The organism is Bradyrhizobium sp. CIAT3101 (genome assembly GCF_029714945.1).
Lineage (GTDB): Bacteria > Pseudomonadota > Alphaproteobacteria > Rhizobiales > Xanthobacteraceae > Bradyrhizobium.
On sequence record NZ_CP121634.1, the window covers coordinates 719196 to 741713 of the forward strand.

General features: G+C 64.0%; 22 protein-coding genes. 13 read left to right on the plus strand and 9 right to left on the minus strand.

Going from position 1 to position 22518, the window contains the following annotated elements:
• Nucleotides 1-185 precede the first annotated feature (185 nt).
• Complete coding sequence (locus tag QA645_RS03220; RefSeq protein WP_254127823.1) at nt 186-1442, minus strand: aspartate kinase; 1257 nt, start codon at nt 1440-1442, stop codon at nt 186-188.
• 164 nt (nt 1443-1606) lie between these two features.
• On the opposite strand from QA645_RS03220, the gene QA645_RS03225 reads away from it, so the two are divergent.
• From QA645_RS03225 to QA645_RS03235, 3 genes are all read left to right on the plus strand, one after another.
• A complete protein-coding gene (locus QA645_RS03225) occupies nt 1607-2074 on the plus strand; it encodes a PH domain-containing protein (protein WP_254127824.1) in 468 nt (155 codons plus the stop codon).
• Between the two features lie 14 nt (nt 2075-2088).
• Nucleotides 2089-2862: a bifunctional 2-polyprenyl-6-hydroxyphenol methylase/3-demethylubiquinol 3-O-methyltransferase UbiG gene (gene ubiG / locus QA645_RS03230; RefSeq protein ID WP_283048154.1), complete on the plus strand. Its 774-nt coding sequence runs from the start codon at nt 2089-2091 to the stop codon at nt 2860-2862.
• Nucleotides 2863-3127: 265 nt separating this feature from the next.
• Nucleotides 3128-4027: an EamA family transporter gene (locus QA645_RS03235; protein ID WP_283048156.1), complete on the plus strand. Its 900-nt coding sequence runs from the start codon at nt 3128-3130 to the stop codon at nt 4025-4027.
• Between the two features lie 13 nt (nt 4028-4040).
• Here the strand turns inward: QA645_RS03235 and QA645_RS03240 are convergent, their stop codons facing one another.
• The 4 genes from QA645_RS03240 to QA645_RS03255 are packed head-to-tail and all read right to left on the minus strand — an operon-like array spanning nt 4041 to nt 6533.
• Nucleotides 4041-4517, minus strand: coding sequence for a DUF1178 family protein (locus QA645_RS03240; RefSeq protein ID WP_254127827.1), 477 nt, complete (start codon nt 4515-4517; stop codon nt 4041-4043).
• Nucleotides 4514-5416 carry a carbon-nitrogen hydrolase family protein gene (locus QA645_RS03245; RefSeq protein ID WP_283048159.1) on the minus strand — a complete coding sequence of 301 codons (903 nt, stop codon included), beginning with the start codon at nt 5414-5416 and terminating at the stop codon, nt 4514-4516. The genes QA645_RS03240 and QA645_RS03245 overlap by 4 nt, the downstream gene beginning before the upstream one ends.
• Entirely contained in the window at nt 5413-5688 is a 276-nt protein-coding gene (gene grxC, locus QA645_RS03250; RefSeq protein WP_254191401.1) for a glutaredoxin 3, read from the minus strand. Before grxC ends, QA645_RS03245 begins: the two co-directional genes overlap by 4 nt.
• A gap of 47 nt (nt 5689-5735) precedes the next feature.
• Nucleotides 5736-6533, minus strand: coding sequence for a ComF family protein (locus QA645_RS03255; RefSeq protein WP_283048162.1), 798 nt, complete (start codon nt 6531-6533; stop codon nt 5736-5738).
• A 64-nt stretch (nt 6534-6597) separates the two neighbouring features.
• Between QA645_RS03255 and QA645_RS03260 the strand changes: the two genes are divergently transcribed.
• Nucleotides 6598-7446, plus strand: a complete 849-nt coding sequence (locus QA645_RS03260) for a methyltransferase domain-containing protein (RefSeq protein ID WP_283053648.1) — start codon at nt 6598-6600, stop codon at nt 7444-7446.
• A 115-nt stretch (nt 7447-7561) separates the two neighbouring features.
• Here the strand turns inward: QA645_RS03260 and QA645_RS03265 are convergent, their stop codons facing one another.
• A complete protein-coding gene (locus QA645_RS03265; protein WP_254127832.1) occupies nt 7562-7972 on the minus strand; it encodes a (deoxy)nucleoside triphosphate pyrophosphohydrolase in 411 nt (136 codons plus the stop codon).
• A 226-nt stretch (nt 7973-8198) separates the two neighbouring features.
• Here QA645_RS03265 and QA645_RS03270 point away from each other — a divergent pair, with 226 nt between their 5' ends.
• The gene (locus QA645_RS03270) at nt 8199-8567 is read left to right on the plus strand and encodes a hypothetical protein (protein ID WP_254127833.1); all 369 of its coding nucleotides are present in this window, start codon (nt 8199-8201) and stop codon (nt 8565-8567) included.
• A 4-nt stretch (nt 8568-8571) separates the two neighbouring features.
• Here QA645_RS03270 and argJ read toward each other — a convergent pair whose 3' ends face one another.
• The gene (gene argJ, locus QA645_RS03275; protein ID WP_283048163.1) at nt 8572-9813 is read right to left on the minus strand and encodes a bifunctional glutamate N-acetyltransferase/amino-acid acetyltransferase ArgJ; all 1242 of its coding nucleotides are present in this window, start codon (nt 9811-9813) and stop codon (nt 8572-8574) included.
• Nucleotides 9814-9955: 142 nt separating this feature from the next.
• Nucleotides 9956-10864 (minus strand): peptidylprolyl isomerase, encoded by a 909-nt coding sequence (locus QA645_RS03280; RefSeq protein ID WP_283048165.1) that lies wholly within the window; start codon nt 10862-10864, stop codon nt 9956-9958.
• 352 nt (nt 10865-11216) lie between these two features.
• Between QA645_RS03280 and secA the strand changes: the two genes are divergently transcribed.
• Entirely contained in the window at nt 11217-14057 is a 2841-nt protein-coding gene (gene secA, locus QA645_RS03285) for a preprotein translocase subunit SecA (RefSeq protein WP_283048167.1), read from the plus strand.
• Nucleotides 14058-14295: 238 nt separating this feature from the next.
• Here the strand turns inward: secA and QA645_RS03290 are convergent, their stop codons facing one another.
• On the minus strand, nt 14296-14730 hold the full coding sequence (locus QA645_RS03290; protein WP_057747431.1) for a MarR family transcriptional regulator: 435 nt from the start codon (nt 14728-14730) through the stop codon (nt 14296-14298).
• Nucleotides 14731-14909: 179 nt separating this feature from the next.
• On the opposite strand from QA645_RS03290, the gene QA645_RS03295 reads away from it, so the two are divergent.
• From QA645_RS03295 to QA645_RS03325, 7 genes are all read left to right on the plus strand, one after another.
• Nucleotides 14910-16094 (plus strand): substrate-binding domain-containing protein, encoded by a 1185-nt coding sequence (locus tag QA645_RS03295; RefSeq protein ID WP_283048168.1) that lies wholly within the window; start codon nt 14910-14912, stop codon nt 16092-16094.
• A gap of 154 nt (nt 16095-16248) precedes the next feature.
• Nucleotides 16249-17763 carry an amidase gene (locus tag QA645_RS03300; RefSeq protein ID WP_254127838.1) on the plus strand — a complete coding sequence of 505 codons (1515 nt, stop codon included), beginning with the start codon at nt 16249-16251 and terminating at the stop codon, nt 17761-17763.
• A 36-nt stretch (nt 17764-17799) separates the two neighbouring features.
• Complete coding sequence (locus QA645_RS03305; protein ID WP_254127839.1) at nt 17800-18657, plus strand: branched-chain amino acid ABC transporter permease; 858 nt, start codon at nt 17800-17802, stop codon at nt 18655-18657.
• A 4-nt stretch (nt 18658-18661) separates the two neighbouring features.
• Nucleotides 18662-19876: a substrate-binding protein gene (locus QA645_RS03310; protein ID WP_283048171.1), complete on the plus strand. Its 1215-nt coding sequence runs from the start codon at nt 18662-18664 to the stop codon at nt 19874-19876.
• A 6-nt stretch (nt 19877-19882) separates the two neighbouring features.
• Entirely contained in the window at nt 19883-20962 is a 1080-nt protein-coding gene (locus QA645_RS03315; RefSeq protein ID WP_283048174.1) for a branched-chain amino acid ABC transporter permease, read from the plus strand.
• Nucleotide 20963: 1 nt separating this feature from the next.
• Nucleotides 20964-21698: an ABC transporter ATP-binding protein gene (locus QA645_RS03320; RefSeq protein WP_283048176.1), complete on the plus strand. Its 735-nt coding sequence runs from the start codon at nt 20964-20966 to the stop codon at nt 21696-21698.
• Complete coding sequence (locus QA645_RS03325; protein WP_254191411.1) at nt 21691-22386, plus strand: ABC transporter ATP-binding protein; 696 nt, start codon at nt 21691-21693, stop codon at nt 22384-22386. Before QA645_RS03320 ends, QA645_RS03325 begins: the two co-directional genes overlap by 8 nt.
• The last annotated feature ends 132 nt before the right edge of the window (nt 22387-22518 follow it).

Here is a 22518-nt window from a genome sequence, read left to right on the forward strand (position 1 = left end):
TCGCCGTATAGCGAATTGAGGCTTGTTTTGCCAAGCAAAACGCCTGCCAAACGCGAAGGTGTGTACACCTTCGCGTTTGCTGCGACCGCTAAGAGAAAATTAGTCCAGGCATGGTCCGGAAACTGCGAAACGCTTTTCCGGAAAGACCATGCTCAAACGGTAGCCTGAAGCGAGACGACCGCGCTTTAGGCCTGATCGAGGCCGTAGAGCGTGTGCAGCGTGCGCACCGCAAGCTCGGTATAGGCCGTGTCGATCAAAACCGAGAACTTGATCTCGGAGGTTGTAATGGCCCGGATGTTGATATTCCGTCCGGCGAGGGCCGAAAACGCCTGGGCGGCGACGCCGGCATGGCTGCGCATGCCGCTGCCGATCACCGAGATCTTGGCGACGTCGGTGGCGGTGTCGAGCCGGGCATAGCCGATCGTGGCCTTGGCGGCGGTAATCGTGTCCTTGGCGCGGTTGTAGTCGGCGGCCGGCACCGTGAAGGTGAGGTCGGTGGTCTTGCCGTCCTCGGACACGTTCTGAACGATCATGTCGACGTTGATATTGGCATCCGCGAGCGGGCCGAAGATCGACGCCGCAACACCCGGCTTGTCCTCGATCTGGCGCACCGAGATCTGGGCCTCGTCCTTCGAAAAGGCGATGCCGGTGACGACGTGGTTTTCCATGATCTCCTCCTCGCCGCAGATCAGCGTGCCGGGCGGCTGGTTGGCATGCGGGTCGATATCCTCGGGCTTGTCGAAGCTCGAGCGGACGAAGATCGGCATGTTGTGGACCATGCCGAGTTCCACCGAGCGAACCTGGAGCACTTTGGCGCCCTGGGAAGCCAGTTCCAGCATGTCTTCGAATGCGATCTTGTCGAGCCTCTTGGCCTTCGGCACGATTCGCGGGTCGGTGGTGTAGACGCCATCGACGTCGGTGTAGATGTCGCAGCGGTCGGCCTTGACGGCGGCGGCGATCGCCACGGCCGAGGTGTCGGAGCCGCCGCGGCCGAGCGTGGTGATGCGGTTGGTCTTGGGGTCGATGCCCTGGAAGCCGGCAATGACCGCGACCTCCTTGCGATCCCTGAAGCGGGTGATGATCTCGCTGCCGTCGATGTCCTCGATCCGGGCCGAGGCATGGGCGTCGCTGGTCTTGATCGGGATCTGCCAGCCCTGCCAGGAGCGGGCCTGGATACCCATGCCCTGGAGCACGATGGCCAGCAGGCCGGAGGTCACCTGTTCGCCGGAGGCGACGACGGCGTCGTATTCGCGCGCGTCGTGCATCGGCGAGGCCTCGGTGCACCAGGCCACCAGCTCGTTGGTCTTGCCCGACATCGCCGAGACGACCACAGCCACTTCATGGCCGGCGTCGACCTCACGCTTCACATGGCGTGCGACGTTGCGGATACGTTCGATGTTGGCGACGGACGTGCCGCCGAATTTCATCACGAGGCGGCTCATGACGACGCGTGCATTCCTTCATAAGGATCAGTATGGTGACCCGCGCTGGGACGGATGCCCAGGGGGATACCGACCGCGCGTATACAGAGGGGCGGGGCCGGGGGCAAGCGGGTTCCTGCGGGGCAGGCTTCAGGTCCAGCCGGGGGTATGGGTTAACCGAGATCATGGCGCGTTACATCGACGAGATCCTGCAGCCCGGCGAGCGGGTGCTGTATTCGACCAATGCGCACTGGATCTTCTATTTCCCGGCCATTCTGGCCTGGATCGTGGCGATCGCCCTGTTCGTGCTGTCCAGGCAGACCGATATCTACAGCGTGATGATCGTCTGCCTGTTCGGCTCCGGCCTGGTGGCGCTGGCCGCCCTGTTCTGGACCCTGAAGGGCTGGTTCCATCGCTTCACCACCGAGACCGACGTCACCAACCTCAGGGTTGTGCATAAGACCGGCTTCATCAAGCGCCGCACCTTTGAAATGGCGCTCGACAAGGTCGAAAGTGTCGACGTCAACCAGTCGATTCTTGGACGTATTCTCAACTACGGCGACGTGACCATCAACGGCGTCGGCGAAGGTCGCGAGACCATCCGGACGATCGCCTCGCCGCTGGCCTTCCGTAGTTCGATCACCACGCGGTAGGACCGCGCCCAACCATGAGCATGCAGCAAGATACTTCCGCAACTGCCACCGCCCAGCCCGGCTCGACCGTCGATGCCGCCGAGATCGCGAAATTCTCAAAGCTCTCGGCCGAGTGGTGGGACCCCAAGGGCAAGATGGCGCCGCTGCACCGGATCAATCCGCTGCGGCTCGGCTATATCCGCGACGCGGCCTGCCGCAAGTTCGAGCGCAATGTGCGCAGCCTCAACTGCCTCGGGGCCTTGCGCGTCCTCGACATCGGCTGCGGTGCCGGCCTGCTGTGCGAACCGCTGTCGCGGCTGGGTGCGCAGGTCATCGGCGTCGATCCGTCGGTGAGCAACATTGCTGCGGCGAAGCTGCATGCCGACAAGAGCCATCTGTCGATCGACTATCGCTGCACCACGGTGGAGGAGATCGACCCGCGCGAGCGTTTTGACATCGTGCTGGCGATGGAAGTGGTCGAGCACGTCGTCGACGTCGGCGTCTTCCTGAAGCGCTGCGCCGCGATGCTGAAGCCGAACGGCCTGATGGTCGTGTCCACCCTCAATCGGAACTGGAAGAGCTTCGCGCTCGCCATCGTCGGCGCCGAATACGTGCTGCGCTGGCTGCCGCGCGGCACCCACGAATGGAACAAGTTCGTCACCCCCGATGAGCTGACCAAATATCTCCTCGACAACCGCCTCGTCATCACCGAGCAGACCGGCGTCGTCTACTCCCCCTTCGCCGACAAATGGACCCTCTCGTCGGACATGGACGTGAACTACATGGTCGTGGCGGAAGGCATGGTGTGAGGGGGGCTGCCTCCAAACATCCGGTGTCGTCCTGGCGAAAGCCAGGACCCATTACCCCAAGGCGGCGTTGTGGCGTGAAGCTCGTCACCACCGGTCTTCACAAAACCACTCCTTGGGGTAATGGGTCCTGGATCTGCGCTTCGCTTGTCCAGGACGACGGCGGAGTTTGTAGCGAGAGCATCGCTCCTATGACATGGGCGTCATTGACCTGACGCCATGTGCTCGGCAGTTTGCAGCAGCACTTCCCTCGCAGCCTCAAACCCCCATGCTCACCGTCACCAGTCTCTGGATTCCCTTCACCGTCATTGCTGCGCTCGGCCAGGTCGCGCGCAACGCGATGCAGAGGTCGCTGACGAAGCCGCTCGGGACCTGGGGCGCGACCAATATCCGCTTTCTGTTCGGCTTCCCGTTCTCCCTGCTGTTCCTGGGGCTGGTGCTGGTTGCGACCGGCGATCACATCGGCATGCCGCCGACCGTGTTCTGGCCGTGGCTGCTGCTGGGCGCGCTCAGCCAGATCGTCGCGACCGGCTTGATGCTGCTCGCGATGAACGACCGTTCGTTCGTGGTGACGACGGCCTACCTGAAGACCGAGGCGATCCAGACCGCGATCTTCGGCTTCGTCTTCCTCGGCGACCATCTGACCTGGCTGAAGGTACTGGCGATCGTGATCGCGACCGTCGGCGTCGTCATCACCGCGCTGCGGCCCGGTGGCGAGAAGAGCTTTGCGGAATTGAAGCCGACCATCACCGGCCTCGTTGCGGCGGCAGCGTTCGCGCTCTCCGCGGTCGGCTTCCGCGGCGCAATCATCACTGTGCCGAACGTATCGTTCGTGACCGCATCGTCGTTCACGTTGGTGCTTGGCCTGTTCGTGCAGACGCTGATCCTGACGATCTACCTGCTCTGGCGCGCGCCAAAAATACTTCAGTCGATCCTGGGGTTATGGCGGCCGTCGCTGCTCGCCGGCTTCATGGGCGCCTTCGCTTCGCAATTCTGGTTTCTGGCGTTCGCGCTGACGGCCGCCGCCAATGTCCGCACCCTCGCGCTGATCGAGGTGCTGTTCGCGCAAGCGGTGGCGTATTACTCGTTCAAGCAGCCGATCGCAGCTCGCGAGATTTTTGGGATCTTGCTGATCGTGCTCGGCGTGGCGCTGCTGGTGGGTTTCTGACGCGCCCTGCGCGTCAGTTCCGGTCTTCCGGCAGTGTCGGCAGCGGCGACACTTCGATGCCTTCGTCGATCAGCGATTTTGCCTCGTCCGGCGAGGCCTCGCCGTAGATCGGACGGTGCTCCTTGTCGCCGTAATGCATCGCGCGGGCTTCGTTGGCAAAGCGCTCGCCGACATTGTCGGCGTTCTTGACGATGTGGTCGCGCAATTCTTTCAGCTTGGTCCGCAACTCGCGCTCCTGCGCCATCATCAGCGAGGTGGATCCAGACGGCGCAGCCTCGGGCGCCGGCGTGGTGGCCGGCTCCGCGGGAGGTGTTGCGCGCCCCTTCTTGCCGACGATGCGCGGCGCCATGATCGCCTTGTCGACCTTGGCCGAGCCGCAGATCGGGCAGGTCACAAGCTTGCGCTTCACCTGCGAATCGTAGGCCGACGAGCTCTGGAACCAGCTCTCGAACTCGTGCTTGCGGTCGCAATGGAGCGCGTAGCGGATCATGCTGATCCCCGCACCAGATGCAGATGATCCGGCCCGGCCTTGGGATCGGAGACGCCGAAGCGGCGGCCGTGCTGGAGCGAGGGGATCGCGCGACGCGCGGTCTCGACCTTGGCCGGGTCGATCTTGGCCATGATGATGCCGGGCTCGACATCTCCCTCGGCAAGGATCTCGCCCCAGGGATCGATGATCAGCGAGTGACCATAGGTCTCGCGCTTGTTTTCGTGGGTGCCTGCCTGGGCAGCTGCGAAGATGAAGCAGCCGGTCTCGATCGCGCGCGACCGCAGCAGGATGTGCCAGTGCGCCTCGCCGGTCTTGCGGGTAAAGGCGGAGGGAACGGCGATGAAGTAGGCACCACTTTCAGCGAGCGCGCGGTAGAGCGCGGGGAAGCGCACGTCGTAGCAGATCGTCAAGCCAACGCGGCCCCAGGGCAGGTCGGAGATCACGGCGGTCTCGCCCGGCTGGTAATTGGCGGATTCGCGATAGCTCTCGCCGTCCGGCAGCTCGATGTCGAACATGTGGATCTTGTCGTAGCTCGCAAGGACGTTGCCCTCGGGCCCGATCAGGAAGGAGCGGTTGACCGCCTTCTCGGCTGAGAAGCGCAGCGCCAGCGAGCCGACATGGATGTGGATCTTCAGCTCGGCGGCGAGCGCGCGATACGCCTTCAGCGAGGCGTCGTCCTCTTCGCTCTGCAGATGCTCGAACAGCGCCTTGCGGTTCAGCTGCATCATGTTGCTGACTTCGGGCGTCTGCACGTAGTCGGCGCCCTTGGCTGCCGCCTCCCGGATCAGTCTTGTTGCCTGCGCGAGGCTCGGCTCGGGCATCAAGCCGGTGCGCATCTGAATCATCGCCGCGGTGAAGGTGCGATTCTGAGCTTGATCTCGAGCTTGATCTTGGCTCATGAGACCGCCTTGACGCTTTCGAGGAGGCCGTCGAGCTTGCCTTCGCGGTCGAGCGCGTAGAGGTCGTCGCAGCCGCCGATATGGGTTCCGCCGATCCAGATCTGCGGGAAAGTCGAGCCCTCGCCGGCGCGGTCGTACATCTCCTCGCGCCAGGACGGGTTCTGGGCGACGTCGAATTCCCTGAAGGTCGCTTTCTTGCGGGTCAGAAGCGACCTGGCGGCGGAACAATAGCCGCATCCCGGCCTGGTGTAGATCTCGACAGCAGAGGTCATGGCGTCCAGCGCTCTCATGTCATGAATTTATTGAATTATATGGGACTTTACCGGCTCTCGACAACCCGGGCAAAGACCAGCACGTCGACCTGGGCCGCCTTGGCGCGAAGAAGTGCACGCGCGCAGGCATCCAGCGTCGCGCCTGATGTCAGGACATCATCGACAAGGATGACGCGTCGGCCCTGGACCTCGGCCTGGCGGTCGGGGGATACCTGGAATGCGCCCTGCACATTGATGGCGCGCTGGGCCCGCGACAGGCCGATCTGCTGCTCGGTGGCGCGTACCCGGCGCAGCACCTCGCTCCGGACCCTGACCCCGCTCTGCCGCGCGATGATGTGCGCCAGCGCGCCGGACTGGTTGTAGCGGCGGCGCCAGGCCCGGCGCCAATGCAGCGGCACCGGCACCAGCATGTCAGCGCCGGCAAGCAGTTCGCCGCCCGCGCGCGCCATCCAGCGGCCCATGGCGGGCGCCAGATCGGTGCGGTCCTGGTATTTCAGCGCATGCACCAGCGTGCGCGCGACGTCGTCATAACGCACCGCCGCGCGTGCCCGCTGGTAGGCGGGCGGGCTCGCGATCGCCTCCATCGACAGCATGTCGGGGCCGGGATCGTAGACAAACGGGATGCCGAGCCGTGGGCAGTAGGGACGTTCGATGAACGACAATTTTGCCCAGCACGCCGCACAAACGCCCTCGCCATCGACCGGCTCGCGGCAGGACACGCACAGCGTCGGCAGCGCAATGTCGAGCGCAAGCCGCGCCGCGCGCGACAGCACGTGGCGGCCAGCCGTCCATGCGGCGCGCAAGGGTTTGGCGATGGAGCGGGTCGGGGCGGCGTCGGCGTCCATGAGGGGAGGCTAGCGCCGCATTCACCGGATTGCCAGAACACTCGTGATCGGCGTAACCAGCGGCATGGCCCAGACCCCGCACACGCCGCCCGCCTTGTTCGATCGTGCCCTGCTGCACGCGCGGCAGCGGCGTGCTCAGGTGCAGGGCGAGGTGACATTTCTGCTCGACCGGGTCGCCGAGGACATGTCCGACCGGCTGGCCGCGGTGATGCGCGAGTTTGATGCGCCGGCCGATCTCTGGACGCCGGGCGAGGGGCTCGCGGGGCTGCGGACGCGGCTGCCTTCAATCCAGCGCATTGGGCTCGATGCAGCGGGTGCGGAGAAATTGCCCTTTGCGCCGGAGAGCCTCGATCTCGTCGTTTCGGCGCTGGCGCTGCAATTCGTCAACGATCTGCCGGGCGTGCTTGCGCAGGTTCGTCGCGCGCTGAAGCCGGACGGTCTGCTGCTGGCTGCGATGATCGGTGGCGACAGCCTGACCGAGCTCCGGCAATCCTTTGCCGAGGCGGAGGCCGAATGCGAGGGCGGCGTGTCGCCGCGCGTGGCGCCGTTTGCCGATCTCAGAGACATCGGCGCGCTGTTGCAGCGGGCGGGCTTTGCGCTGCCGGTCACCGACGTCGACCGCGTCGTGGTGCGCTATTCCAGCGCATTCGCGCTGATGCAGGATCTCCGCCGCATGGGCGCGGCCAATGTGCTGATCGAGCGGCGTCGCGCGCCGAGCCGTCGCGCGACGCTGCTGCGCATGGCCGAAATCTATGCCGAGCGCTTTGCCGATGCCGATGGGCGCATTCGCACCACCTTCGATATCATCTGGCTCTCCGGCTGGGCCCCGCATGCGAGCCAGCAGCAGCCGCTGCAGCCGGGATCGGCCAAAGCGAGCCTGGCGGAGGCGGTGAAGAAGGCGGGGAAAGAGTGATCCTCATGGTGAGGAGGCGCGTTAGCGCCGTCTCGAACCATGCAGGCCCGGCTCTCGCCGTATGGCCATCCTTCGAGACGACCGATTCGCGGTCTCCTCGGGATGAGGTCCGAGCTCACATCAGCAAATCAATCAGATGCGGGATCAGCGGAATGTCCGCCGGCGGCATCGGATAGTCGCGCAATTTGTTGGCGCGGACCCAGGCGAGCGTCTGGCCTTCACGGGCCTCGACGATCCCCTCCCAGCGCCGGCAGATGTAGAGCGGCATCAAGAGATGAAAGGTCTCGTAACCGTAGCTCGCAAAGGTGAGCGGCGCGAGGCACGGCTCGGCGACGGTGATGCCGAGCTCCTCATGGAGCTCGCGGATCAGGCTCTGCTCCGGCCGCTCGCCGGGCTCCAGCTTGCCGCCGGGAAATTCCCAGAGGCCCGCGAGCGTCTTGCCTGGCGGGCGCTGCGCGATCAGCACGCGCTTGTCGGCGTCGACGAGTGCACACGCCACCACCAGTGTCAGTTTGAGATCGGCCATGCGTGATTGTCGCTCGCTGAAGGTGATCGCAACGCTTCGCTAGCCCGTTGCGGCCGGCGTTTCTACGATCTCCACACGTCAGATTCAATCGAGGGTTCTTGGCTCGGGAACACGCAAACCTTCCGGGGTCGATCATCCGTGCGGGCAACAACAGCTTGCGCTGTGTTTCGGCATCTATCTATAATTGAGCTCGTCGAGGGGCGCTCGATGATAGGGGGCATGCAAGATGAAGTCGGTCGGAATTGTTGTCGTCGCAATGTCAGTTATGGCCGGGCCCGCCGTTGCGGACTCCTGCATCGTGCCGTTCATCAAGACCCTGGACAACCAAACCGTGTCCGGGACGATGTATGCGGCCAGCGGAAAACGCTGCAGCATCATCGTAGCGCGCACGCGGGGCCCCATCTTCAGCGCCCGCGTGGTCACGCAGCCGGGCAACGGCAGCGTATCGATCAGTGGCAATCGAGTGATTTATCTTTCCCGCCCCGGCTATGTCGGGGACGATCGCTTTGTTTATGCCCGTCAGGGACTGGATGCGGTCAATCGGCCGATCACGCGGACAGTCGACGTCAGCGTGAAGGTCTCCAGCCGGCTCTGACCCGTCAGGACCTGTAGTCGCCATTGATCGCGACATATTCCTTGGTGAGGTCGCAGGTCAGCACGCGGTCGCGGCCCTTGCCGAGGCCGAGCGAGACCTTGATCGCGATCTCCGGGGCCTTCATCGCTTCCGACACCTGCGCCTCGTCATAGGACGGATCGCGCGCGCCGCTCTTGGCGACGCGGATGCCGTTGAAGGAGATCGAGAGCTTGTCGCGATCGGCCGGCTCGCCGGCCTTGCCGACGGCCATCACCACGCGGCCCCAATTGGCGTCCTCACCGGCGATTGCGGTCTTCACCAGCGGCGAGTTGGCAATCGACATCGCGATCTTGCGTGCGGAGGCCTTGGTCTTGGCGCCCTCGACGGTGATCTCGACCAGTTTTCGCGCGCCTTCACCGTCGCGCGCTACTTGCTCGGAAAGATTGGCCAGGATCTGGTTGAACGCTTTCACGAAGGCCTTCAGGCGCGGATCGCTGGCGCGGCTGATCTTGGGCGCACCGTGCTCGGCGGCGGCGCCGGTGGCGAAAGCCAGCAGTGTGTCCGAGGTCGAGGTGTCGCCGTCGATCGTGACCGCATTGAAGGTGTCCTCGACGCCGGCCTTGAGCAGCGCCTGCAGCGCGGCGGGCGCGATCGGCGCGTCGGTGAAGATGAAGGACAGCATCGTCGCCATGTCGGGGGCGATCATGCCGGCGCCCTTGGCCATGCCGTTGATGGTGACCTTGGCCTTGCCGAGCTTCACGGTCGCGGTCGCGACCTTGGGGAAGGTGTCGGTGGTCATGATCGCCTTGGCGGCAGCGAGGTAGTCGCCCGCCTCGGCGGTCTCGGCGAGGCGGCCCAGCACGCCGTCGAACTTGGTTGCGTCCAGCGGCTCGCCGATCACGCCGGTTGAGGCCAGGAAGATCTCGCTCTCGCTGCAGCCGACGGCCTTGGCCGCGATCTTCGCGGTCAGCGCCGTGGAACCGCGGCCGGTCTTGCCGGTAAAGGCATTGGCATTGCCGGAATTGACGACCAGCGCGCGTGCCTTGCCGCCCTTCAGTTTCGCACGGCACCATTCGACCGGCGCGGACGGGCATTTCGACTTGGTGAAGACGCCCGCGACCGCGGTGCCCTTGTCCATGATCGCCAGCAGCACGTCGGTGCGGTTCTTGTAGCGGATGCCGGCCTCGGCCGTCGCGAGGCGGACGCCCGCGATCACGGGCATGTCGGGAACGTTCTTCGGGGCGAGCGGGGAGACGGTTGAGGACATCGCGGGGTGCCTTGGCTTGGCCTTGGTGAGGTCTGGATATGCAGATGGCCGGGACTTCCAGTGCGAAGACGTGCTCCGCACTTTAGGCCCGGCCATTGCGATGCTTAGATACTCTTGGCGTCACCGAAGTGACAGCAGATTTTTACTTCTTGGCGGGGGGCGCCATCTTGCTGTCGGCCGGCTTGGCATCCTTCGACGCGTCGGCAGCCGGCTGGTCCATCCGCTCGACCTTGGCTTCGGCACGCAGCTTGGCGACGTAGTCGGCCTGGGCCTTGCGGGTGACGTACTGCTCGATCTGGGGCTTGACCTGGTCGAACTCCGGCGCCTTGCGGTTGCGCTTTTCCTCGACCTTGATGATGTGCCAGCCGAACTGCGACTTCACGGGATCGGAGATCTTGCCCGGGTCGAGCGCGAACGCGACGGTCGAGAATTCGGGCACCATCTGTTCCTTGGTGAAGAAGCCGAGGTCGCCGCCGTCGGCGGAGCCCGGATCCTTGGACTTCTTCTTGGCGAGCTCGGCGAAATCGGCGCCCTTGTCGAGCTCGGCCTTCACCGCCTTGGCCTCGTCCTCGGTCTCGACCAGGATGTGGCGGGCGCGCACTTCCTGCTCGCCGGTGATCTGCTTGGAGGCCTCCTCATAGACCTTCTTCATGGCGTCGTCGTTGGTGGCAGCCTTGCCTTCCTGGGCCAGCAGGCTGTCCATCAGCAGGCGGTTGCGGGCGAACGCCAGCCGCTTCTTGAATTCCTCGCCGTCGGCGACCTTCTTGTCCTCGGCGGCCTTGGCCACGATCTTCATGTCGATCAGGAACGACAGGACATTGTCGTCCTTGGTCGCGGGATCCATCTGGGCGAGGCTCGGTCCGAGCTCTTCCTCGGCCATGGTCACGTCGCTTTTCTTGATTTCAGCGCCATTGACCTTCGCCAGGACCGGATCGTCGGCCGCCCGGAGCGGGCCGGCGACCGCCAGGGACAGCACCAAGGCAAAGCAGCCAGCCAGGGCGGACGCGTGGCGGAAACGCAGTCCGGTGGTTACCGGGAACGAGGTGGTCATGCAAAATCCTTATGTTGAAGCAGGGGCTGCTTAAGCGGGGCGGACACTCGCCCAATTCAGGGGGGCTTGGCAACGCGAAAAGTCTGTCAAAATGATGAATTAGCCGCAATGCGCCCGCCGTTGACAAGGCCCTGACCGGGCCATATCTCTGCCCGGTCGCGACCATGGCGATGGCGTTTATTTTGCTGCGTTTTTGGCCGTTGAACCCAGACTAGTCCAATTCCCACCCATATGGCGGATGACCCCCGCAGTCCGGGCTCTGACGCCAGCAGGCGTCACGGTGAGTTGATAGGCAAGCGGGTGACAACTTCTTGGCTGCAACGCGGTTAATTCGCGAACACAGGAACTAGGCATGATCGGCGCGCTCGCCCGCAAGTTTTTCGGCTCCGCCAACGACCGGCGGGTGAAGGGATACCAATCCCGCGTCAACGCGATCAACGCGCTGGAGGGAGAGGTCTCGAAACTCTCCGACGAGGCGCTCAAGGCCCGTACCGCCGAGTTCAAGAAGCAGCTTGCCGAGGGCAAGACGCTGGACGACCTGCTGGTGCCCGCCTTCGCCACCGTGCGCGAGGCCGCCAAGCGGACGCTCGGCCAGCGCCATTTCGACGTTCAGCTGATCGGCGGCATGGTGCTGCACGAGGGCGACATCGCCGAGATGAAGACCGGCGAAGGCAAGACGCTGGTGGCAACGCTCGCGGTCTATCTCAATGCCCTCGCCGGCAAGGGTGTCCACGTCGTCACCGTCAACGATTACCTCGCCCGCCGCGACTCCGGCTGGATGGGCCAGATCTACGGCTTCCTCGGCCTGACCACCGGCGTGATCGTCCACGGCCTCGACGATGCCGAGCGCAAGGCGTCCTATGCCTGCGACATCACCTACGGCACCAACAACGAATACGGCTTCGACTATCTGCGCGACAACATGAAGTACCGGCTCGAGGACATGGTCCAGCGGCCGCACTTCTACGCCATCGTCGACGAAGTCGACTCGATCCTGATCGACGAAGCGCGCACGCCGCTGATCATCTCCGGCCCGCTCGACGACCGTTCCGACTTCTACAACACCATCGACTCGTTCCTGCCCAAGCTCGACAAGAGCGACTACGACGTCGACGAGAAGCAGCGCACGGTGACGCTGACCGAAGCCGGCATGGAGAAGATCGAGAAGCTGCTCCGCGATGCCGGCCAGCTCAAGGGCGAGTCGCTCTACGACGTCGAGAACGTCTCCGTCGTGCACCACATCAACCAGGCGCTGCGCGCCCACACGCTGTTTACCCGCGACAAGGACTACATCGTCCGCGACGACGAGGTCGTCATCATCGACGAGTTCACCGGCCGCATGATGCAGGGCCGCCGCTATTCCGAAGGTCTGCACCAGGCGCTGGAAGCCAAGGAACACGTTCAGGTCCAGCCCGAGAACCAGACGCTCGCCTCGATCACCTTCCAGAACTACTTCCGCATGTACGAAAAGCTCGCCGGCATGACCGGTACGGCGCTGACGGAAGCTGACGAACTGTTCGACATCTACAAGCTCGAGGTCGTTGAGATCCCGACCAATCTGTCGGTCGCTCGTCTCGACGAGGACGACGAGGTCTATCGCACCCAGAACGAGAAATACGCGGCGATCCTGGCCGAGATCGAGCGCGCCAATGCGCGGTTGCAGCCGGTGCTGGTCGGCACCGCCTCGATCGAAAAGTCGGAAGTGATTGCCGAATACCTCAAGAAGCACGGCTACCGGCAGATCGATTTCGGCAACGAGAATTCGATGCAGAAATTGTACGCCGCGGCGCGCGCCGGCAAGCCGGCCAAGCTGTTCGCAGTGCTGAACGCGCGCTTCCACGAGCAGGAAGCCTACATCGTCGCCGAGGCCGGCGTTCCCGGCGCGATCACGATCGCGACCAACATGGCCGGCCGCGGTACCGACATCAAGCTCGGCGGCTCGCTTGAAATGCGCATCCAGCAGGAGACTGCGGATATCGAGGACGAGGCCGAGAAGGCCAGGAAGATCGAGCAGATCAAGGCCGACATCGAGCACTTCCGCGACATCGTGCTGAAGGCCGAGGAGACCGTCGAGATCGAGCCGGCCAAGGGCTCCAAGCCCGCCAAGACCGTGAAGAAGCCGGGCGGCCTCTACATCATCGGCTCCGAGCGGCACGAATCCCGCCGCATCGACAACCAGCTGCGCGGCCGTTCCGGCCGTCAGGGCGACCCCGGCCGCTCAAAATTCTTCCTGTCGCTGGAAGACGATCTGATGCGCATCTTCGGCTCGGATCGTCTGGACAGCATGCTCCAGCGTCTCGGCCTGCAAGAGGGCGAGGCGATCATTCATCCCTGGATCAACAAGGCACTCGAGAAGGCGCAGCAGAAGGTCGAGGCGCGCAACTTCGACATCCGCAAGAACCTGCTCAAGTTCGACAACGTCCAGAACGACCAGCGCAAGGTGATCTTCGACCAGCGCGTCGACCTGATGAAGGACGACAGCGTTGCCGAGACCGTCACCGACATGCGGCACGCCTTCATCGACGACCTCGTCGCCAAGCACGTGCCCGAGCATGCCTATGCCGAGCAGTGGGACGTCGCCGGCCTGAAGGACGAGCTGAAGCGCGTGCTCGATCTCGACCTGCCGGTCGAGGACTGGGCCAAGGAAGAAGGCATCGCCGACGAGGAGCTGCTCAAGCGCATCGAGACCAAGGCCGACGAGCACATGGCGGCCAAGGTCGCGCAATGGGGCCCCGACGTGATGCGTTACGTCGAGAAGACCATCCTGCTGCAGACGCTCGACCATCTCTGGCGCGAGCATCTGATCATGCTGGACCATCTGCGCCAGGTCATCGGCCTGCGTGGCTACGGCCAGCGCGATCCGTTGCAGGAATACAAGACCGAGGCCTTCAACCTCTTCCAGGAGATGAGCGCGCATCTGCGCGAGGCCGTCACGGCGCAGCTGATGCGGGTCGAGATCGTCCCGCCGGAGCAGGAAGCTCCCGTGCTGCCGCAGATGGAAGCGCACAAGCTCAACCCGGACACCGGCGAAGACGAAATGGCGCTCGCCAACGTGACGCTGGCCCCGCAGGCCACCGATGCCGCGTTGCGCGATCCCAAGAACCCGGCCAGCTGGGGCAAGGTCGGCCGCAACGAGGACTGCCCCTGCGGTTCAGGCAAGAAGTTCAAGCACTGCCATGGGCGGTACGGCTAGGATTTGATGCGATTGTGAGGCGCGACGTCAGCGCCTCACTTGCCGCCGTCGTCCCGGCGAACGCCGGGACCCATACCGCGGAATCTCTCGATGGTGCGCAGTCATTGTACCGCGCTAGACAGAGTAACTACCAATCGTTGAAACAACCACGCCCTGTGGTTATGGGTCCCGGCGTTCGCCGGGACGACAGTCTTTGTTGATTTGGCGACGCCGCAACTTTCGCGACAAGCGCCACACCTCAATTCGAGCTGTCGATCAAGCTCTCCAGCAGCCGCTTCAGCTCGCTCGTCGACTTGTCGCCGTAGCTCTCCAGGATGTGCTCTTCCTGGTCCACCGCGAGCGAGTTGAGCTTCTTGCAAAGCACCTTGCCGCGATCGGAGATGAACATCAGCACCTTGCGGCGGTCGTTCGGGTCCTGCACGCGATAGACCAGCGTGTCGGAGACCATGCGGTCGATCATCTTGGTGAGCGTCGGATGGTTGAGCAGCACGGCATCCGCAAGCTCGCCCATCGAATGGCCATCGCCGTCCGACAGTACTTTCAGGATGCGCCACTGCTCGACGGGAACTCCCTCCTTGCTCAACCGCAGTTCGAGCTGCCGGTTGATCTCCCGGTTAGCTTGCGCGAGCAGGTAGGCGAGGTGTTCGGTGATTGGAGCGTTCGATTTTGCCACGGCTAAGACTTCGTCTTGACCCAAATGAGTGAATGTCTTGCAATCAATGCTGCTTCTATATGCACTTCAATTCTTGAATATTCAATATTTTCAAAATAGGATGATTGCACAACAAAAGGGCGGAAGCCGCGGCCGCCTGCTCAATGTGCTTTCAGGTCTGGTACCGGACAGGAGTTGGCGTGCGCGCGACGGTAAACTTCCCGGCTCACAGCGGTCCGGCGTTGCCGCCGTCTCTGCTGTTCAGGAATCTGTCGTCATCGGCGGCTGACGGCGCGCTGTCGCCGAGCGATCATGCCTTTCTTCGGCGTCGCGGTGCCAACAAGCTGCGCGTCGGCTGCTTCATCTGCTGCAGCGGCTCCCCCGGTATCTGGGGGCCGTGCGCCACCAACACCGCGCAGCTCGCAGTCGCCGAGATCAACAAGCGTGGCGGCATTCTGGGGCGCGAGATCGAGCTGTCGATCTATGATGCCGGCGGTCCGCTCGACGGTGTCCTGAGCCGCGCCAAGCAGGCGGTCGTCGACGACGAGATCGATCTCGTCATCGGCATGCACACCAGCGCGGTTCGCGTCGCGCTCCGCAAGATCACCACCGCGAACCGGATCCCCTATATCTACACGCCCGTCTATGAGGGCGGCGAACTGACGCCGGGCGTCATGGCGATCGGCGAAACGCCGCGCTGGCAGAGCCGGCCTTCGATCCACTGGCTGGCGGACGTCAAGAGAGCGGCGCGCTGGTACCTGATCGGCAGCGATTATGTCTGGCCGTGGCAGTCGCACCGCGCGGTGAAGCGCTACATCAAGGAAACCGGCGGAAGCGTCGTCGGCGAGGAGTTCGTTCCTCTCGGCGAAGACAATCACGAGCCGCATCTGGAGCGTATCCGCGCCGCAAAGCCGGACGTCGTCCTGATCTCGCTGATTGGTACCGACAGCATCACCTTCAATCGCGCCTTCGGCGAGTGCGGTCTTGCCGCGACGACGTTGCGGCTGGCCGGTGCGATGGACGAGACCGTGCTGCTCGGCATCGGCGCCGACAACAGCGAGAACATGTTCTGTGCCTCCGGCTATTTCCCCGGTGTCGGTTCGCGCGCCAATGACGACTTCCAGAGCCGCTATCACCAGATGTTCGGACCGAACGCCGCGCCGATCGGCTCGCTCGGCCAGTCCAGCTACGAGGGCCTGCGATTCCTTGAAGCTGTCGCGAACAAGGCCGGTTCGTTGGCGATGGGGCCGATGCTCGCGGCGGGGCGCAACATCGATTACGGCGGCGCGCGCGGCCCGGTGGTCGTACGCAACGGTCACGCCCGCATGCAGATGTATCTCGCCGAGGCCGATGGCCTCGACTTCAAGCTGATCAAGCCGGTCTGAGATGGCAGCGGCAATCGGGACGCGGGCAATCGCAAAATAATACTTGAAAAGGAAAATATTTCCGTTTTGAATGTTTTGGCGACGCCGATGGTGCGTGCGTCGCGCCGGGGCGGTCGCGCCCAACGTTCGTTTCAAGACACTTCAGGAGAGCGCCGTGACAGTTGTCCTTCCCACGCCAGCCCAACTTCGCAGCGTTGCCGAGCAGTGCGGCCTCGCGCTGACCGACGACGATGTCGCCTCGTTCCGCGGCCTGATGCAGGGCTCGATCGATGCCTACAATCTCGTCGGCGCCATGCCCGACGAGGTGCCGGCGGTGAAATATCCGCGCACGCCGGGCTACCAGCCGTCGGCGGAAGAGAACCCCCGCAACGCCTGGTACCGCAAGTCGACCGTGAAGGGCGCCAGCTCCGGCAAGCTCAAGGGCAAGACCGTCGCGCTGAAGGACAACATCATGCTGGCCGGCGTGCCCATGATGAACGGCTCGACCACGCTCGAAGGTTATGTTCCCGATTTCGACGCCACCATCGTCACGCGCATGCTCGATGCCGGCGCCGAGATTGCGGGCAAGGTGCATTGCGAATCCTTCTGCATGTCGGGCGGCAGCCACACCAACGCGGTCGGCGCCGTCCACAATCCCTACAAGATGGGCTATTCGGCCGGTGGCTCGTCTTCCGGCAGCGGTGTCGTGGTCGCACTCGGCGAAGTCGACATGGCGATCGGTGGCGACCAGGGCGGCTCGATCCGCATGCCGTCCTCGTTCTGCGGCACCTACGGCATGAAGCCGACCTGGGGGCTCGTGCCCTATACCGGCATCATGCCGATCGAGATCTTCGTCGATCACACCGGCCCGATGACGGCGACCGTCGCCGACAACGCGCTGCTGCTCGAAGTGCTCGCCGGCGATGACGGTTACGATCCCCGCATCAAGGCACCGAAGGTCGAGGAATACACCAAGGCGCTCGGCCAGGGCGTCAAGGGCATGAAGATCGGCATCTTGAAAGAAGGCTTCGAGCAGGCGACTGCCGAGGCCGCCGTCAATGAAAGCGTGCGCGAAGCCGCGAAGCGTTTCAAGGATCTCGGCGCAACTGTCGAGACGGTCTCGATCCCGATGCATCTCGCCGGCCCCGCGATCTGGACGCCAATCGGCACCGAGGGCATGACCCAGACCATGATGTATGGCGACGGCTATGGCCTGTCGCGCGGCGACCTCTACTCGACCACGCTGATGGATTTCCATCGCGGCTGGCGCCGGCAGGCGGACTCGCTGTCCGAGACCACAAAGCTGTTCCTGCTGCTCGGCACCTACATCAACAACACCTTCGGTCCCCGTTACTACGGCAAGGCGCTCAACATCTCCCGCCGCCTCACTGCAGCCTACGACAAGGCCTTCAAGGATTACGACCTCCTGTTGCTGCCGACGACGCCGATGAAGGCGACCAAGCTGCCGGAGCCGACCGCCAGCCGCGAGGACTACGTCGCGCGTGCGCTCGAGATGATCTCGAACACCGCGCCGTTCGACATCACCCATCATCCCGCGATGTCACTGCCTTGCGGCATGGTCGACGGCCTGCCGGTCGGCCTGATGCTGGTCGGTCGCATGTTCGAGGAATCCACCATCTACCGCGCCGCCCATGCCTTCGAGCAGATCGGCGACTGGAAGAAGATGTGAGGGGCGCGCTGGTGCAAGTGGGGTGGATCGCAACGTATGGCTAACGCATTCGTCGCGGCGTTCGAGATTTTGAGCTTTGGCGCGATCATCGTCCTGATCGTGCTGGGGCTCGGGATCATCGCCAGCATGATGGGTATCTTCAACTTCGCGCAGGGCGAGTTCGTCCTGCTCGGGGCCTACATCACCTACCTCGCTTACGCCAAGGGCCTGCCGATCTGGGCCGGCATGGTTGCGGCGCCCTTTGTCGTCGGCGCACTCGGATTCGTGCTGGAGGCGCTGATCATCCGTCGCTTCTACGCCGCGCCGATCGTGGCGATGCTCGGCACCTATGCGCTCGGCCTGATCATCCGCGAATCCGTGCGCGGCCTGATCGGCGGCTTCTATCTCACCGTCCCCGAGCCGATCGGTGGCTCGATCGATATCGGCACCATGCACATCTCGGCGTGGCGCTTCACCATCATCGTCATCACGCTTTTGGTGATGGCTGGCTGCTATCTCCTGCTGTCGCGCACGAGCTTTGGTCTGCGCATGCGCGCCACGCTGGAGAATCCGTCGCTGGCACGCGCATCGGGCATTTCCACGCCACTGATGTACGGCGCCACCTTTGCCTTTGGGTCGGCGCTCGCCGGCCTTGCCGGCGCGCTGATCGTGCCGGTGTTCAGCCTCTATGCCGATCTCGGCATCCGCTTCCTGATCCAGGGCTTTGTCGCCGTCATGGTCGGCGGTGTCGGATCCTTCATCGGCCCGGTCGCCGGCGCGGGTGTGATCGGCACGCTCAGTGCCGCACTGCCCTGGATCATGGCGCCCGTGGTCGCCGATGTCCTGGTCTTCGTTCTCGCCATTGCCTTCATCAAATTCCGGCCGCAGGGCCTCATCGCTGGAAAAGGGGTTTAGTCATATGTTCGATCGTCAACTCTCACGCCGCCGCTTTATGTCCAATTTCGCTTTCGCCTCCGGTGCGGTCGCGACCGGGGTCGGCAGCTGGGTGATTCCGGCGCCCTGGGCCAATGCCGCCGAAGCCCCGATCAAGGTCGGCATCGCGACCGATCTCACCGGCCCGATCGCGTATGCCGGCAATGCCGACGCCAACGTCGCCAAGATGGTGATCAAGGAGATCAACGCATCAGGCGGCCTGCTCGGCCGCCCGCTCGAGCTCTACATCGAGGACACCGCGTCGAATGAATCGGTCGCTGTCGGCAACGTCCGAAAACTGATCCAGCGCGACAAGGTCGATATGGTGCTGGGCGGCATCACCTCGTCGATGCGCAACGCGATCAAGGACCCGATCGTGGCGCGCGGCAAGACGCTCTACATCTATCCGCAGCTCTATGAGGGCAAGGAGTGCACGCCGTATCTGTTCTGCACCGGGCCGACGCCGGCCCAGCAATGCGACGAGTTCATCCCCTGGCTGATCAAGAACGGCGGCAAGAAGTTCGCGCTGCCGAGCGCCAACTATGTCTGGCCGCACACGCTCAACGTCTATGCCCGCAAGGTGATCGAATCCAACGGCGGCGAGGTCGTGTTCGAGGAGTATTATCCGCTCGATCAGGTCGACTTCTCCGCGACCGTCAACCGCATCGTCTCCAACAAGGTCGACGTCGTCTTCAACACCGTCATCCCGCCGGGCGTGGGTCCGTTCTTCAAGCAGCTCTATGAAGCCGGCTTCCTCAAGAACGGCGGCCGTCTGGCCTGCGTCTACTATGATGAGAACACGCTCAACATCAATCAGGCCGCCGAGATCGAGGGCCTCGCCAGCTGCCTCGACTATTTCAAGGTGCTGACCAAGGAGAATCCGTTCGACGCAAAAATCCAGGCGGCCTACGAAAAAGACTTCCCGGGCAACTTCCTGTTCGCGGCCGGAAGTGCCGCGACAGGCACCTATCGCGGCCTCAAGCTGTGGGAGGCGGCCGTCAAGGAAGCCGGCAAGGTCGACCGCGACTCGGTCGCGGCTGCGCTCGACCACGCCAAGATCGCGGAAGGTCCGGGCGGGCCGGCCGAGATGGTGCCGGGCAAGCGCCACTGCAAGATGAAGATGTACACTGCCGTCGCCAAAGCCGGGAACTACGAGATCGTCGGACGCAGCGACGGTCTCGTCGATCCCAAGGAATGCTAAGCTCGCATGTCGAAGTCGATGAGCGCAGTGAAACAGGCAATCCCCGCCGAGATCGGCGGGGAGACGGACATTGTAATGGGTAGCAGCGGAGCGGCGCCACAGGTCGCGGCGGGACGAAAAGTCCTGCCGATCGTGGAGGGCGTGGTGCTCGTTGCCGCGCTCGCTGCGCCGTTGGTGCTGCAGGACTATCTCACGGTGTTCGCGACGCGCGTAGTCATCCTCGCGCTGTTCGCGCTGTCGTTCGATCTGGTCTGGGGCTATGCCGGCATCATGAGCTTCGGCCAGGCCTTGTTCTTCGGCTCGGCCGGCTATGGCGTCGCGCTGCTCGCGCGCGACTTGGACATCACCGACATCTTCCTGGTGCTGCCGGCGGGCACGCTGATCGGCCTCACCTTCGCGCTGCTGCTCGGCGGCTTCCTGCTGCTGGGCCGGCATCCCTCCAGCGTGATCTTCGTGTCGCTCGGCACCCTGACCGGTTCCTACGCCGCCGATCGCCTCGCGCGCGGCTGGTATTATCTCGGCGGCCAGAACGGCATTCCCTCGATTTCATCGATGACGCTCGGCGGCTATGAATTCTCGGAAGGCCCGGGGTTCTACTACCTCGTCCTCGGTATCCTCATCGTGGTCTATCTGCTCTGCCGCTTCCTGGTGCGCTCGCAGTTCGGGCTGGCGCTCGCGGGCTTACGCGAAAACGAGCAGCGCATCGCCTTCTTCGGCTACAAGGCGCAGCACCTGAAGGCGATCATCTTCGCGATCGGCGGCGCCATCGCGGGCCTTGCCGGCAGTCTCTATGCTTTCCACGAAGGCTTCGTCTGGCCCAACATGGTCGGCGTCGTGGTCTCGACGCAAGTCGTGCTCTACGTGCTGTTCGGTGGCTCCGGCACGCTGATCGGCGCCGTGATCGGCACTGTGATCGTCGAGGGCGTCAGCTTCTGGCTCTCGGACAATTATCGCGATATCTGGCCGATCATTTTGGGGCTGTTGCTGCTGCTCGTGATCCTGTTCCGGCCGCTGGGCCTGATCAGCTTCGTCCTCGGTGAGCGCGAGCGGGTCGGCAGCTTCGGTGCCAGGATCAAGGGGAAGTAAAATGCCGCTCCTTGAAGCCTCGGGCATCTCGAAGATCTTCGGCAAGCTCACCGCGCTCGATGGCGCAGCGCTCACCGTCGGCGAGAACGAGTTTCACGGCCTGATCGGCCCCAATGGGTCCGGCAAGAGCACGCTGATGAAGTGCATTGCGGGTGCCGAAGTGCCGACGCAAGGCAAGGTGAGCTTCACCAATACCGACATCACCGCCTTCACGCCGACCGAGCGGGCGCGGGCGGGCATGAGTCTGAAGTTCCAGATCACCAGCGTGCTGCCGTCGCTGACGCTGTACGACAACATCCTGCTCGCGCTGCAGGCGCAGTCCTCGTTGCTGGACCTCGTCTTCTCGCGCACGCGCGTCGCGCTGCACGATCAGGTCATGACCATGCTGACACAGTTCCGTCTCGCGAACCGCGCTTTCGATGCGGCAGCAGCGCTGTCGCACGGCCAGCAGCAATGGCTGGAGATCGCGATGGCGCTCGCCGGCAAACCCAAACTCCTTCTGCTCGACGAGCCGACCGGCGGCATGAGCCTGGAGGAGCGCCGCGTCACCGGCGAACTGCTGCAGCCGATCAAGCAGCATTGCTCGCTCGTCATCGTCGAGCACGACCTCGATTTCATCCGCGACATCTGCGATCGCCTCACCGTGCTCGACCAGGGCAAGGTGCTGGCATCGGGCACCGTGTCCGAGATCCAGGCCAACAAATCCGTCCAGGAGATTTATCTGCGCCGTGCCTGAATTTTTGGACATCAAACATCTCGACGCCGGCTATGGCCGCAGCCAGGTCCTGTTCGACGTCAATCTCGGGATCCCCTGGCGCGGCGGCGTCGCGGTGCTCGGGCGCAATGGCGCCGGCAAGACCACGCTGATGAAGACCATCGTCGGCGAGCTGCCAGCATGGAAGGGCGAGGTCGGCTTCGACGGCCGCGACATCAGCCGCCGCCGGCCCGAGGAGCGCGTCCGCGCCGGCATCGGCTATGTGCCGCAGGAGCATTCGGTGTTTGCGCGCCTGTCCGTGCGCGACAATCTCGCGGTCGGTTCGCTCTTCAACAAGGATGCCACCGCGGTCGACCGCGTGCTGGCCATCTTCCCGAAACTCGGCCAGCGCCTCGATCAACCCGCCGGCACGCTCTCCGGCGGCGAGCGCAAGATGCTCGCAATCGGCCGCGCCATGCTCGGCGATCCGAAATTGCTGCTGCTGGACGAGCCGACCGAAGGCGTCTGGATCGGCGTGATCGAGGAAATCACCGAGCGCCTGATCGAGCTCGCCAAGCAAATCGCCGTCATCATCGTCGAGCAGCACCTCGATTTGGCGCTGCGTGTCGCGGACTATGCGTATGTGCTCGACCGTGGCCGCGTCGCGCTGCAAGGCGAGGCAGGCGAGGTGAGGGGCAATCCGGAGCTGCTGCGGTATCTGGCGCCGTAGATCTATCAGCAAGTTCGGCGGCTATCTCCTTACTGCGAGCCCCTGCCAATCCCGTCATCCTGAGGCGCGAGTGGCGCGATGCCAGGCATCGCGCCGGGAGCCTCGAAGGATGCCCGGCCGAGCTGGCAGCCG

Bases quoted from the DNA above. Each gene is read 5' to 3' on its own strand.
- QA645_RS03220 (WP_254127823.1), bottom strand. From the start codon at position 1,442: ATGAGCCGCCTCGTGATGAAATTCGGCGGCACGTCCGTCGCCAACATC.
- QA645_RS03225 (WP_254127824.1), top strand. From the start codon at position 1,607: ATGGCGCGTTACATCGACGAGATCCTGCAGCCCGGCGAGCGGGTGCTG.
- ubiG (WP_283048154.1), top strand. From the start codon at position 2,089: ATGAGCATGCAGCAAGATACTTCCGCAACTGCCACCGCCCAGCCCGGC.
- QA645_RS03235 (WP_283048156.1), top strand. From the start codon at position 3,128: ATGCTCACCGTCACCAGTCTCTGGATTCCCTTCACCGTCATTGCTGCG.
- QA645_RS03240 (WP_254127827.1), bottom strand. From the start codon at position 4,517: ATGATCCGCTACGCGCTCCATTGCGACCGCAAGCACGAGTTCGAGAGC.
- QA645_RS03245 (WP_283048159.1), bottom strand. From the start codon at position 5,416: ATGAGCCAAGATCAAGCTCGAGATCAAGCTCAGAATCGCACCTTCACC.
- grxC (WP_254191401.1), bottom strand. From the start codon at position 5,688: ATGACCTCTGCTGTCGAGATCTACACCAGGCCGGGATGCGGCTATTGT.
- QA645_RS03255 (WP_283048162.1), bottom strand. From the start codon at position 6,533: ATGGACGCCGACGCCGCCCCGACCCGCTCCATCGCCAAACCCTTGCGC.
- QA645_RS03260 (WP_283053648.1), top strand. From the start codon at position 6,598: ATGGCCCAGACCCCGCACACGCCGCCCGCCTTGTTCGATCGTGCCCTG.
- QA645_RS03265 (WP_254127832.1), bottom strand. From the start codon at position 7,972: ATGGCCGATCTCAAACTGACACTGGTGGTGGCGTGTGCACTCGTCGAC.
- QA645_RS03270 (WP_254127833.1), top strand. From the start codon at position 8,199: ATGAAGTCGGTCGGAATTGTTGTCGTCGCAATGTCAGTTATGGCCGGG.
- argJ (WP_283048163.1), bottom strand. From the start codon at position 9,813: ATGTCCTCAACCGTCTCCCCGCTCGCCCCGAAGAACGTTCCCGACATG.
- QA645_RS03280 (WP_283048165.1), bottom strand. From the start codon at position 10,864: ATGACCACCTCGTTCCCGGTAACCACCGGACTGCGTTTCCGCCACGCG.
- secA (WP_283048167.1), top strand. From the start codon at position 11,217: ATGATCGGCGCGCTCGCCCGCAAGTTTTTCGGCTCCGCCAACGACCGG.
- QA645_RS03305 (WP_254127839.1), top strand. From the start codon at position 17,800: ATGGCTAACGCATTCGTCGCGGCGTTCGAGATTTTGAGCTTTGGCGCG.
- QA645_RS03310 (WP_283048171.1), top strand. From the start codon at position 18,662: ATGTTCGATCGTCAACTCTCACGCCGCCGCTTTATGTCCAATTTCGCT.
- QA645_RS03315 (WP_283048174.1), top strand. From the start codon at position 19,883: ATGTCGAAGTCGATGAGCGCAGTGAAACAGGCAATCCCCGCCGAGATC.
- QA645_RS03320 (WP_283048176.1), top strand. From the start codon at position 20,964: ATGCCGCTCCTTGAAGCCTCGGGCATCTCGAAGATCTTCGGCAAGCTC.